Genomic DNA, 12,753 nt, shown 5'->3' with positions numbered 1-12,753 from the left:
CACTGTGCGGGCACGTGGCCTTACGAGGTTCACCGGAGCCTCGAGCCAGTCGTCACCGACACTCGAGACGGTGTCGGGGCGGATCAGACCTGCTTCTGGCCCGGCGTGCTGGTCACCACGCCGTTGGAGGTCCTCCAGTACCCGTCGTAGACGGTGATGGTAAAGGAGGACAACTTGGTGAGGGAGGCGGTGCCGAGGTTGAGACTGCCGGCCAGGGAGTCCCCGGTGGAGACGATGTACCCCGAGCCGGGGTTGGCGTCACTGGGCGGGGAGCTGAGTTTCGTGGTCGAGATCGTCTCGCCATCGGGATCGGTTGCTTTTATGGACGTCCAGCTATTGCCGACCTTGACGGCACTCGTAACCGGGTCCCTGTTTTCGGCGTAGATCGGGATGACCACCGTGACGGTGCTGGTGCCGCCGTAGCCGTCGGTGACGGTGAAGTTGAACCAGTCCGTCTTTTGCGCCGTGCTGGCCCCCATCTTGGCCGCGGCGTGGAAGTAGGCCGCGCTCTGGCTGATCGAGTACGACATGGTGCCGTTGGAGTTGACGGTCACAGTGCCGCCGTTGGCGGTGGCGATGGTGCCGCCGCTGGCCAGGGCGAAGGTCGTGCCGGTGCCATCGAACTTGTTGTTGATCAGCAGTGCGTCGGAGTCGGCGTCGCTGGCGACGAATGTCATGCCGGTGACCGTCTGGACCCCGGCCGCGTTGGGGTTGGTCTTGGATCCCGGACCGGACAGCGTGACCGTCCCGGAGCTGCCGTTGACCGTCGCCGTGGGTGCGTTGTTGCTCACCGACGGGGCGACGTTGATCGTCGCGATGATCACCGATTTTCCGGTGGCATCGGTGGCCTTGATGGTGAAGAAGTCGTTCGGGGTCACAGTGTGACCCAGGCCCGCGGTCCGGGTGTAGGTGTACGTGCCGTTGGCGTTCACGGTCACGCTGCCCTTCGATGGCGCGCCGCCCAGGCTGTAGGTCAGCCCCAGCCCGGTATCGCCCGCCGGGACGTTCAGCGAACCGGTCGTGACACCGGCCACCCCGTTGGTGTTGGTCTGCGGCGACGGCGTCGTGAGCCCGCTCAGGTTGACCGTCGCAGTGGTGCTGCCACCGTGCCCGTCGTTCACCTGGACCTGGAACGAATCGCTCGTCACACCCACTTTCGGGATATACGTGAACGAGGTGCCGCTCATCGTGATGATGCCGCCGTTCGATCCGTAGACCGATCCACCCGTCGTGCCGACCAAGGTGTAGCTCAAGGTGTCGCCGTCACCATCAGAGCCGCCCGCGATCGAGCCGCGCACAACGCCAAGGCCGCTAGTGCTCGAACTGCTCACCGATCCGCTCAAAGTCGGTGCGGCGTTCTGCTTTTCGATCGGTATGCCGTAGGTCACCGCGGTCGTGCCACCGAAGGCGTCGCTGACGTTGATGGTGAACGTGTCGCCGGGGTCGCCGGGGACGGCATGGTCGTGCCAGTAGCTGTCCGAGACGCCGAACCAGGCGTACTTCTGAATCGTGTAGCTGAACGTACCGTTGGCGTTGACGGTCACCGAACCACCCTGGGCGGTGCTGTACGTGCCGGCCGCCCAGGTGAGCGCATCCCCCTCGGCGTCCGTCGCCTTGAGTGTGCCCGTCGTATCCTGCTGATCGTTCGGGCCGACCACGCGGGTCAGCGACGAACTGCCCACTGTCACACCATTACCCGCCGGTGCGGTGTTGGCGACGGTCGGAGAGACGGTGATCGTCGCGATCGTGACCGTCTTGCCGGTGGCGTCGGTAGCCGTGATGGTGAACGAATCGGTCGGGGTGGTGGTGTGGCCCAGTCCCGCTGTCCGGGTGTAGGTGTAGGTGCCGTTGGGGTTCACCGTCACGGTGCCCTTCGACGGCCCGCTGCCCAGGCTGTAGGTCAGCCCCAGGCCGCTGTCGCCGGCCGGAACGTTCAGCGAACCGGTTGTGACACCGGCTGTCGTATTGGTGTTGGTCTGCGGCGACGGAGTCGTGAGCCCGCTCAGGGTCACCGTCGCGGTGGTGATTCCACCGTGGCCGTCGTTCACCTGGACCTGGAACGAATCCGACGTGACGCCCACCTTCGGGATGTAGGTGAACGTGCCGTCGGAGGCGATCTTGAGGATTCCGCCGCCCGAGCCGTAAACCGAGCCTCCCGTCGCGCCCACCATGCTGTAGGTCAAGCTGTCGCCATCCCCGTCGGAACCCGCGATGCTGCCACGCACCACACCCATGGCCGAGGTGGTCCTGTTGTTCACCGTTCCGCTGTTCACCGTGGGCGCCGCGTTGAGCTTTGCGATCGGGACCGAATACGTCACCGCAGTGGTGCCGCCGAAGCCGTCGCTGACGTTGATGGTGAAGAGGTCGCCGGGGTCCCCATCGACGGCATGGTCATGCCAGTAGCTGTTGTGGATTCCGAAGGGGGCGAACACGTTCTTGTCGTAGGTGAACCTGCCGTTCGCGTCGACCGTGATCGAACCGCCCTGGGCGGTCGTATAGGTGCCTGCGGCGAACGTCACCGCGTCGCCGTCGGCGTCCGTCGCTCTGAGCTGACCCGTCGTGTGCTGCTCGTCGCGCGGACCACCCAACGCGTTATAGGTCGGCGCTCCGACGGGACTGTCAGTGAGCACACCGTTACCCACCGGCGCGCTGTTGGACACCGTTGGATTGACGTTCACCACCGCGATCGTCACGGTCTTGCCGGAGCTGTCGGTACCGAGAATCGTGAACGAGTCGGTCGTGGGCTGCGTGTGGGCCGCCGCTGAACGGGTGTAGGTGAATGTGCCGTCGGGGTTCAAGGTGACGGTCCCCCGCAGCGGATTCGGTTGTGCGCCAATGCTATATGTCAGCAGTCCGGCGTCACCGGCGTTGTTCAGGCTGCCGGTCACCGTGCCGGGCGTCGTGTTGGTGGTCGTCACCGGCGACGAACTGCTGACGGGCACCGACACCGTCGTCGTATAGGTGTGGCCGAAACTGTCGGTGCTCGTCAACTGGAACGAATCCGTCGTTGCACTCGACGCCCGGTTCGGGACGTAGGTGTACGCCCCGGTGGTCGGGTTGAGCTTGACGATGCCGCCGTTGGCCGTATAGGCCGATCCCCCACTGGCGCCGCTGAGTGAATAGGTCATCGGGTTGTCGGGGTTCGCCGGTGCCGAGACGGTGCCGCGAACCACTCCCATCGGCGAAGTGCTGCCAACGGTATTGGTGAGCGACCCGATCGCCTGGTTGTAGTAGACGGTCACCGTCACCGTCTTCTGCGTTTCGTTTCCGTTCGGCATGTACGGCTTTGACACGCTGATCTGCCCGTCGCCCTGCGCGAGGACCGTCATGGTGAACGTCAAGGTCTTGGGGGACTTGTCGCTGGACAACGGATTCCAGTCCCACACCGTCCAGTTCATCCGCCCGTTCGTGCCGTCGACGACGGTGACAGTGAAGCGGCTGTCGTTGGGTTCGGTGAAGCCGAAGGACGTGATCGGGTCGCCGTCGGCGTCGTAGAACTGCACATAGCCGGAGACCGTCGTCCCGCTGCCGTTCGGCAAGTGCTGACTGGTCTGTTGCATGTCCGTCACCACCGGCTGGTGATCGGTTGCCACGTCCGCAAACCGCCGAAAGATCGCGACCACAACGACATACATGGCGAGCGACACCGGATTCGGTGCGGGTCCGAGATCAACCGTCATGTCCAAGACGGTCTTCGGCGACAGGAAGGCCGACCGCGCCGCCCCGATGACACCGTCGAGATCGTTCGCGGTGAGCCCGTTGATCACCGGATTCTGCGCGATCTCGTACATCGCTTGGCCGATGCTCACGGCCTCGTCGATCCAGTGCTTGATGTCGACGGTCTGCGAGGTGTTCAACAGCACGATCGCACCGGCGAGGACTGCAGCGGTCACCGATGCAGGCGTGATGGTCGACGGTGCGCCGTCCACCATTTTGAACGGTGGCACGAACTCGTCCATCAGGGTGGCGAGCCCGTTGAGCCCGTACGAAAGCCTGTCGACAACGATCGAGGGCTTGAAGAACGCGTTCATGAACGTGAGCGGAAACTTCAACCAGCCGTTTGCCGGGGTGAGCGGGGCCGTCATGAGGGCGTCCAGCTGCGCGGCCCAGGCGTCGAGGGTCGTCTGGATGTCGTACTGCGCCGGCGTGGTGATCGGCCCAGCACCGTCCTGTACGGCCGAGAGGTCGCCGTTCATCGAGTATGCGGCCCGGGCGGTGGTGGACTTCCGAGCGGTCACCGTCGTCTTGACCGTCGGTTCCTGGACGGGTGCCGCGGTGGTGCTGTCCGCCGAAGGCATTGTGGGGGTTTCAGATTCGGGTTGAGCGTTCGGCGTTGGGGCGACCGGCGTCGTCGTGTCGAGCGCCACGCTGGCTGGCAGTGCGCGGCCCGTCGTCGACCGGACGGCCACCGAGGACCCGCTGTTGGAGTCCGCCGCCGGTTGCTTACCCGCAACGCGGGTGCGGGCGGGTCCGGCGGTCCCGGTCGGACGATTGGGATTCGCGGAATGGCCGGAATTGCTACCGGCATTGCTCGTCGAGTGCGGCGCCGAGCCCGAATCCGACGACGACGAGCCGTCGCCGGTTGAGGCCGCAGCAACGCCGTTTCCGACGCCCACTGCCAGACCGATACCTACCGCAGCGGCCAGAATTCCATTGCGGGCGGCGTGCTGACGGTTTCCGGCAGCGCGCTTCCGATGGCGCCCCGCCTGTTTTCTGTGGCGGGCCGCGTGCTTTTTGGAACTCAACCAATCTCCCGACGCGTGTCCGGTGTGACGGGACTCACGCAATCCAGCATGGGAGACACGCGCCACTTTCTTGACCGTCCCGCAACGTAACATTGCTTACAAGATTTTTCCAAAGGTTGTCTCAGTCAAATTTAGGCGCGGTCCGTCCACCTGGGGTTTTAGCCCCGAATTGCCGTCGGCGTGTCGGCAATCGGCGCTGAGCATCTGCACAGCAGAACAGATATAGCAAATATGCATACAAGTAAACGCAGATGCGATATAGGGTCAGGCGTTTTGCTGCGCGGTGAAGGTGACCGAGTAGCTCGCCGGGGTGCCGGTCACCACCCCGTTACTGACCACGTAGTAGCCGTCGTACACGGTCAGCACGATCGTGTCGCCGGTCCGGGTGCCGCTGGTGTTGAGGACGTCGAGGAACGAGTCATAACTCGCGCTGCCGTGCGCAGGCTGGGCGGTGATGGCGTAGCTCATCGAGTCGCTGTCGCTATCGCTGCCGGAGACCGACGTCCAGTAGGTGTAGGTACCGAGGAAGTTGCTTCCAGCCCAACGGATCCCGCTGGACAGTGTCGGAGCGGTGTTGGCGGCGTAGATGGGGACGACCGCCGTATATGTCGTCGAGCCGCCGAAGGCGTCACTGACCGTCGCACTGAAGGTGTCACTGACGGCGTTGCCGCTGGCCCCGATCTTCGCCGCGGCGTGATAGTACGAGTACCCCTTGTCGACGGTGTAGGTGAAGGTCCCGTCGGCGTTGAGCGTCACCGATCCACCGTTCGCCGTGGTGAACGTCCCCGCCGTGTAGGTGAGAGTGTCGCCGTCGGCGTCGCTCGCGTGCAGCGTGCCGGTGGTCGTCTGCTTGAGGTTGCCGATACCCAGGACCCGGTTGTCTTGCAGATTGGAGGTGGCGATCGTCGTCGTGCCGGCCGTCGGGGCCGCGTTGGTCACCGTCGGGGCGACGTTGATCGTGGCGATGATCACCGACTTACCGCTGGCATCAGTGGCTCTGATCGTGAACGAATCGTTCGGGGTCGTCGTGTGACCCAGGCCGGCGGTCCGGGTGTAGGTGTAGGAACCATTGGGGTTGACGGTGACGGATCCCTTCGACGGACCGGTGCCGAGGCTGTAGGTCAACCCCAGACCCGTGTCGCCGGCCGGGACATTCAGCTGGCCATTCACCACACCAACCGAGGTGTTGGTGTTGATCTGCGGCGACGGCGTCGTCAGGCCGCTCAGGCTGACCGTCGCTGTCGTGACCCCGCCATGCCCGTCGTCGACCCGTACCTGGAACGTGTCCGACGCGACCCCGACTTTGGGGATGTAGGTGAATGACGTGCCGCTCATCGTGACGATGCCGCCGCCTGTGGCGTACGCCGATCCCCCGGAGGCATTGACCAAGCTATAGGTCAGGGTGTCGCCGTCACCGTCAGAGCCATTCGCGATGGTGCCGCGCACCACACCGAGACCGCTGGTGCTCGAGCTGCTTACCGATCCGCTCAAAGTCGGTGCTGCGTTTTGCTTTTCGATCGGGATCGAGTACGTCACGTTGGTGGTACCGCCGTACGCGTCACTGACCGCAATTGTGATCGTGTCACCGGGGTCGCCGGCGACAGCGTGGTCGTGCCAATAGCTGTCCGAAATCCCGAACCACGCGTACTTCTGCAACGAGTAGGTGAACGCGCCGTTGGCGGCGACGGTGATCGTACCGCCGTTGGCCGTGGTGTAGGTCCCGGCAGACCAGGTGAGCGTATCGCCTTCTGCGTCAGTGGCTTTCAGCGTGCCGGTCGTATCCTGCCGATCGTAGGGACCGAATATGCGGGTCAGCGACGAACTGCCCACTGTCACACCGGTACCCACCGGCGCGGTGTTGACGACCGACGGCTTGACGGCCAGTTTCAGGGTGACGGTACGGCCGCTGGCGTCGGTGGCAATCACTGTGACGACATCACTGTTGGCCGTCGTACGGCCCGCGCTGGAGACATAGGTGAATGCGCCTGTAATCGGATTGAATGACGTCACCGTGCCATTCGTCGGGCTGGTGCCCAGTGCATAACTGGTGAAGATGCCGGCATCACCACTCGGGACCGGCACCGAACCGGTCACGACGTACGGGGTCGAGGTATTGAGGTTGCCCGGGGTGATCGATGTGGTGTTGGCCACCGTGACCGTGGCGATGGTGGTGCCCCCGTGACCATCGGTCATCTGCACCTGGAAGCTCTGCGTGGCGCCTGCGGTCGCGGACGAAACATAGGTAATAGCACCAGTGGTCGGGTCCAGCGTGACGATGCCGCCGTTACCGGCGCCGTTCTTGGTGTAGGCAGAGTTGTTGTTCAGGCCGTTGACCGACGAGCCGACCAGCGAGTACCTCAAGGTGTCGCCGTCGGAGTCACTGCCTCCGACGCTGCCCCGCACGACGCCGAGGCCGTCTGCGGCGCCCGTGGTCGGAGACGATGTGGGCGCGCTGTTCGACCCGTCGATGATCTTGATGCTGAAGGTGACGGTGTATTTGACGCCGTCCGCGGACGTCACCGGGATGTTCACGGTGTCGTATCTGTCGGCTTCATTTTCAGACGTCGCCCGGTGGAAGAAGGCCGCGCCGGGAAGCGTGTTCGTGTAGGTGAATCCGCCGTTGCTGGAGTTGATGGTGACCAGTCCGCCACCTGCCGAAGTGAAGGTGCCGAGAAGCGACGTCCCGAAGTCCACCGATCTGCCATCCGGGTCCACGGCGTGGAACGTGCCTGCCGCGTACTCGGAGCGGGTGCTGTCACCGCCCAAACTCAATGTGTAGAGCCAACTGTCGTAAGTCGTGCTCGTCGTGAACGTCGTGAGGGCGGCGACTTCCTGGAAGCGCTTGTACATCGCTACCAGCGCGACGTAGGCCACGACCGTGAACGGATTGGTCTGCGCGGCAGTCCAGGTCGGCAGTGTGATATTCCAGGCCCGCGTCGGGTCGTAGTAGGCGCCGCCGTCGCTGAGCCCGAGCGTCAGAATGGCCGCAGCCTGCGCGGCGGCGATCTTCGCTTCGAGTGAGGTTGAGTCGCTGAGGTCAGCCCTGGTGACCGTGGCGCCGGTGGTCGTCTTGATGACGTCGATCTCCCACTGGGCGGGGTCGTAGACGCCATTCAGCATGTCGGACAAGACAGTTGCGGTTCCGACCACGGCGGCGCCCATGATCTTGTACTGCGTGATGACGCCGAAGGTGCCCGCCCCCGGGGAGATGTTGAACGGCGGCACGATCCGGTTGAGGAAGTCACCCATCGCGTTCAGGGTGTCGGTGAACGTGTAGCTGGGGATCGCGGGCTTGATGAAAAGGCCCAGGATGCTGCCGAGGTCGGGAATCCATCGTGCCGGGCTGCCCGCGACCGCGCCGGCGATCAGGGCGTCGAGCTGATTGTCGAGGGCGTCGAGGCTCTGGTCGGTCAAGTGATTGGTCACCGTGACGAAGTCGTGCGGCAAGCCGGGCCAGCCGGCGAGACGGTTGACCGCCCTGGTCAGCACGCCCATGAAGTACCAGGGCGCCGATCCCGCTGCCGGGGTCGCCGCGGCGGTCGGGGTCGCCGACGCGGCGGCGACCGGTTTCGCCGCGGCCGTCGTGGACTTCTCCGACTGCAGCGGGGCGGCAGGTGCCGCGACGGTCTCTGGAGTTTCCGCCACGGTGGAGGCTGCGGGGCTCGACTGGACTGCCGAGCCGGGCGGGGGCGCCGCGGCATCGGTGGGGCTCGCATTGCCGGTCAAGGGGCTGGCCGTGGTGGTGGCCGTGGTGGTGCTCGAACTCGCGGCGGTTGCGGTGGAGGAAGGACGGGGAGCTGCTGACGGTTGCCTGGCAGCGGGGCGCTTGCGCGCGGGTCCTGCCGTTGCGGTCGTCCGCGTCGATTTCGTTGGAGTTCCGGCATCAGCCGCGGGACTGGCCTTGGCCGGGGAATCCGGCGAAGCACCATCGGTGGCAGCCGACGCCACTCCTTGACCCGCCGCGACCGCCAGACCGACCCCCACCGCCGCTGCGAGGATGCCGTTGCGAGCCGCGCGCTGCCGGTCGCGAGCCATCTGTTTGCGATGGCGGGCCGCCTGCTTCCGGTGACGACCGACGCGCTTCTTGGAACTCACCGACCCTCCGAATCATCGAGGCGTGCCGACACTCACGTGACGCAGTGACGCGGCTCACACACTTTGCTTGGGGGAGACGCAGCGGAAACTTCTGCCCGCAACCTAACACTGCCGGGCATTTTCGCCAAGGATAATTTGAGCGTGAGATCGCGCGGGTCGCTGAGCAGCGAATTCGATAGGCGGCCGTTCCTTTGAACTCACTTACGGGTAAGTCAGCAGCAAACGTCCGTACTGATCAATTGATTAGTGTGCGGCTGTCGTCACCGTTCGCGGTCGGCGAGCAAACGTTCCACGTATTTGGCGATGACGTCGACCTCGAGGTTCACCGGCGTGCCGACCGGCGCACGGCCCAGCGTGGTCAGCGCCAGCGTCGTCGGGATCAGCGACACCTCGAACCAGTCGTCGCCAAGCCCGGATACCGTCAGCGAGATGCCGTCGACCGTGATCGAACCCTTTTCCACCACGTAGCGAGACAACTCCGGCGGCAGGGCTATCCGCACGATCTCCCAGTGTTCGGACGGCGAGCGGGACACCACGTGTCCGGTGCCATCGACGTGGCCCTGGACGATGTGCCCGCCGAGCCGGCTGTTGACCGCGGCGGCGCGCTCCAGGTTCACCGCGCTGCCGATGTCGACAGCGGCCAGGCTGGACCTGTTGAGCGTCTCAGCCATCACGTCGGCGCTGAATTGCCCCCCGGGCAGCACCTCGACAACGGTCAGGCAGACACCGTTGACGGCGATCGAGTCGCCGTGGCGGGCATCGGCAGTGACGACGGGCCCGCGGATGACGAACCTGGCGGAGTCGGCCAGGTCATCCTTACCGACGATCTCACCCAGTTCCTCGACGATTCCGGTGAACACGCGCCCAATCTAGCCGTGGCGTGACGACACTCGCCCTCCCCCGGCAAAACCCCAGCTCAGATAGTGCGCGATCAGGTCTGCGCGAGCCGCTGGCGCGGGTCTGGTCATCCCGACCCTCTACGATGCACCTATGCCGACGTGCCGCCGAATGTTCGCCGTCCTTGCCGCCCTCTTCGCAATAGCAGCGCTGCTCGTCGCGGGCTGCTCGTCCTCGTCGAAGCCAGCCGAACCGCTACCCGACGCCGCCGGACTGCTGCAGCAGTCCATCGGAGTCACCAAGGGCCTCAAGAGCGCCCACCTCGACATCACTGTCGGCGGCAAGATCGAGGGTCTGCCCGTCAAGAAGTTGACCGGCGACCTGACCAACGTGCCCGCGACCGCGGTGTCCGGGAACTCGACGATTTCGATGGGCGGCTCGGACGTCGACATCCAGCTCGTCGTTCTCGACGGCACCCTCTACGCAGCGCTGACCCCTAACAACTGGCTCGACATGGGCCCGGCCAAGGACATCTACGATCCCTCGGTGGTCCTCAACCCGGACAACGGGCTGGCCAACTGGCTCGCCAGCATCAGCGATCCCAAGTCGGAGGCCAGCGAGACCATCAACGGCGTGGATACCGTCCGTATCACCGGCAAGGTCAGCGCCGACGCGATGAACAAGCTGATCCCGCTCAAGGCGACCAGCCCGCTGCCCGCCACCGTGTGGATCCAGAAGGCCGACCCGCATCAGCTGGTTCAGGCCAAGGCCGACACCGGAAATGGCAGCAGCATCCAGATCACGCTGTCGGAGTGGGACAAGCCGGTCACCGTCAGCAAGCCCGCCGTCTGACGGGGGGCTTGGTGATGGCTGAGTCTCCGGACACCGCCGCCCACCGGGCGGGAACATCTGGCCGCAGCCGCCGGATCGCGATCGGCGCCGGCAGCCTGGCGGTTCTGCTCGGGGCGCTCGACACCTATGTCGTCGTCACGATCATGGTCGACATCATGTCGACCGTCGGCATCCCGGTGAACAAGATCCAGCAGGTCACCCCGATCATCACCTGGTACCTGCTGGGCTACATCGCCGCCATGCCGCTGCTGGGCCGGCTCTCCGACCGGTTCGGCCGCAAGCTCGTGCTGCAACTGTCCCTGGTCACCTTCGCGGTCGGTTCGGTGGTGACGGCCATGTCCACGGACCTGACCATGCTGGTCATCGGCCGACTCATCCAGGGCATCGCCAGCGGCGCCCTGCTGCCGGTCACGCTCGCACTCGCAGCCGACCTCTGGGCCGCGCGCAGCCGTGCCGCGGTGCTCGGCGGCATCGGCGCCGCCCAGGAGCTGGGCAGCGTGCTCGGCCCGCTGTACGGCATCGGAGTGGTGCTGCTGCTGGGCAAGTGGCAGGACGTGTTCTGGATCAACGTGCCGCTCACCGTGGTCGCGATGGTGCTGATCCATTTCAGCCTGCCCTCCCACGACCGAAGCGCGGACCCCGAGAGAGTCGACCTGGTCGGTGGCATCCTGCTCGCGATCGCGTTGGGCCTGGCCGTCGTCGGCTTGTACAACCCGTCGCCCGACGGCAAGACGCTGCTGCCGCCACACGGCCTGATCCTGGTCGTCGGCGCCGTCGTTGCGGCGATCGCCTTCTTCGTATGGGAGCGCTTCGCCCGCACCCGGTTGATCGAACCGGCCGGTGTCCGGTTCGTGCCGTTCCTGGCTTCGTTGGGCACCTCGCTGTGCGCGGGCGCGGCGTTGATGGTCACGCTGGTCAATGTCGAGCTGTTCGGCCAGGGCGTTCTCGGCAAGGACCAGACCCAGGCCGCGTTCCTGCTGCTGCACTTCCTGATTGCGCTGCCGATCGGTGCGCTCATCGGCGGCTGGATCGCGACCAGGATCGGCGACCGGATCGTCGCCGTGGTCGGCATGCTGATCTCCGCTGGCGCGTACCTGCTGGTGTCGCACTGGGGCACCAACGTGGCAACCACCCATCACGATCTCGGCTTCGTGTCATTGCCAGTGATCGACACCGACCTGGCGCTGGCCGGCTTCGGGCTGGGTCTGGTCATCGGGCCCCTCACCTCGGCTGCGCTTCGGGTGGTCCCGGCCGCCCAGCACGGCATCGCGTCCTCGCTGGTGGTGGTCGCACGCATGACCGGCATGCTGATCGGCGTCGCGGCGCTCAGTGCGTGGGGCCTGTACCGCTTCAACCAGATCCTGGCCACACTGCCCAGCCCAGGTGGCAACAGCCTGGCCGCCAAGATCGCGGGCGAGGCGGAGCGCTACCGCACCGCGTTCGCCATGCAATACGGCTCGATCTTCTTCGTCACCGTGATCGTGTGTCTGGTCGGCGCCGCACTGGCCCTGTTCATCGGTGGCAAGCAGGCACACACCGATGAGGCGCCGGCCGAGTCGTCGCTAACCGCTTCGCACTAGCGCCTTTTCGGCCAACTTCGATGCGCGGGTATCGACCCGCGGGTCGGCGGGTACCCGACCGACCATGAGCAACGAACTTTCCGGCAAGAAGATCGCATTCCTGGTTGCCCCCGAGGGCACCGAGCAGGTCGAGCTGACCAAGCCGTGGGAGGCCGTAGAGCAGGCCGGCGGCACCCCGGAACTGGTGTCCACCGAGGTCGGCAAGATCCAGGCGTTCAACCACCTCACTCCCGCTGACACGTTCGAGGCCGACAAGGCCGCCGACGCGGTCTCGGCCTCCGATTACGACGGACTCGTGCTGCCGGGAGGGGTTGCGAACCCCGACCTGCTGCGCACCAAACCGGCCGCGGTCAACCTCGTCAAAGGCTTCTTCGAGGCGGGCAAGCCGGTGGCCGTCATCTGTCACGGACCGTGGACGCTCGTCGAGGCCGACGTCGTTGAAGGACGCCGGATCACATCGTGGCCCAGCGTGCAGACGGACCTGCGCAATGCCGGCGCGGACTGGGTCGACGAGGAGGTCGTGGTGTGCACCGGTGGCCCGAACACCCTGATCTCCAGCCGCAAGCCCGACGATCTGCCGGCTTTCTGCGGAAAATTGGTGGAAGCGTTCGCCGGCTAGCCCGGCGTCGGTAACGTCGCACCTA

Annotated in this window: 8 protein-coding genes; 5 read left to right on the top strand and 3 right to left on the bottom strand. The window is 65.5% G+C overall.

What is annotated here, in order from left to right:
• Positions 1-83: 83 nt before the first annotated feature.
• Positions 84-4,298 carry an Ig-like domain-containing protein gene (locus tag AB431_RS13345; protein ID WP_158423540.1) on the bottom strand — a complete coding sequence of 1,405 codons (4,215 nt, stop codon included), beginning with the start codon at positions 4,296-4,298 and terminating at the stop codon, positions 84-86.
• A gap of 55 nt (positions 4,299-4,353) precedes the next feature.
• Between AB431_RS13345 and AB431_RS30815 the strand changes: the two genes are divergently transcribed.
• Positions 4,354-4,671: a hypothetical protein gene (locus AB431_RS30815; protein ID WP_158423539.1), complete on the top strand. Its 318-nt coding sequence runs from the start codon at positions 4,354-4,356 to the stop codon at positions 4,669-4,671.
• Positions 4,672-5,009: 338 nt separating this feature from the next.
• Here AB431_RS30815 and AB431_RS29545 read toward each other — a convergent pair whose 3' ends face one another.
• Positions 5,010-8,240: an Ig-like domain-containing protein gene (locus AB431_RS29545; protein ID WP_052960281.1), complete on the bottom strand. Its 3,231-nt coding sequence runs from the start codon at positions 8,238-8,240 to the stop codon at positions 5,010-5,012.
• Between AB431_RS29545 and AB431_RS13335 the strand changes: the two genes are divergently transcribed.
• Complete coding sequence (locus AB431_RS13335; protein WP_144418251.1) at positions 8,215-8,700, top strand: hypothetical protein; 486 nt, start codon at positions 8,215-8,217, stop codon at positions 8,698-8,700. The genes AB431_RS29545 and AB431_RS13335 overlap by 26 nt on opposite strands.
• Positions 8,701-9,100: 400 nt before the next feature.
• Here the strand turns inward: AB431_RS13335 and AB431_RS13330 are convergent, their stop codons facing one another.
• A complete protein-coding gene (locus AB431_RS13330) occupies positions 9,101-9,700 on the bottom strand; it encodes a riboflavin synthase (RefSeq protein ID WP_047330319.1) in 600 nt (199 codons plus the stop codon).
• Positions 9,701-9,830: 130 nt separating this feature from the next.
• Between AB431_RS13330 and AB431_RS13325 the strand changes: the two genes are divergently transcribed.
• From AB431_RS13325 to AB431_RS13315, 3 genes are all read left to right on the top strand, one after another.
• Positions 9,831-10,529, top strand: coding sequence for an LppX_LprAFG lipoprotein (locus tag AB431_RS13325; protein ID WP_047330318.1), 699 nt, complete (start codon positions 9,831-9,833; stop codon positions 10,527-10,529).
• Between the two features lie 14 nt (positions 10,530-10,543).
• The gene (locus AB431_RS13320) at positions 10,544-12,109 is read left to right on the top strand and encodes an MFS transporter (RefSeq protein ID WP_047330317.1); all 1,566 of its coding nucleotides are present in this window, start codon (positions 10,544-10,546) and stop codon (positions 12,107-12,109) included.
• Positions 12,110-12,173: 64 nt separating this feature from the next.
• Complete coding sequence (locus tag AB431_RS13315; protein WP_047330316.1) at positions 12,174-12,728, top strand: type 1 glutamine amidotransferase domain-containing protein; 555 nt, start codon at positions 12,174-12,176, stop codon at positions 12,726-12,728.
• Positions 12,729-12,753: the final 25 nt, after the last annotated feature.

The organism is Mycobacterium sp. EPa45 (assembly GCF_001021385.1).
GTDB lineage: Bacteria > Actinomycetota > Actinomycetes > Mycobacteriales > Mycobacteriaceae > Mycobacterium.
The sequence above is the reverse complement of the archived record's forward strand: the minus strand, read 5'-3'. Positions and strand labels throughout refer to the sequence as shown.

Coding starts and splice junctions, on each gene's coding strand:
- AB431_RS13345 (WP_158423540.1), bottom strand. CDS start 4,298: ATGCCTTCGGCGGACAGCACCACCGCGGCACCCGTCCAGGAACCGACG.
- AB431_RS29545 (WP_052960281.1), bottom strand. CDS start 8,240: ATGGGCGTGCTGACCAGGGCGGTCAACCGTCTCGCCGGCTGGCCCGGC.
- AB431_RS13325 (WP_047330318.1), top strand. CDS start 9,831: ATGCCGACGTGCCGCCGAATGTTCGCCGTCCTTGCCGCCCTCTTCGCA.
- AB431_RS13320 (WP_047330317.1), top strand. CDS start 10,544: ATGGCTGAGTCTCCGGACACCGCCGCCCACCGGGCGGGAACATCTGGC.
- AB431_RS13315 (WP_047330316.1), top strand. CDS start 12,174: ATGAGCAACGAACTTTCCGGCAAGAAGATCGCATTCCTGGTTGCCCCC.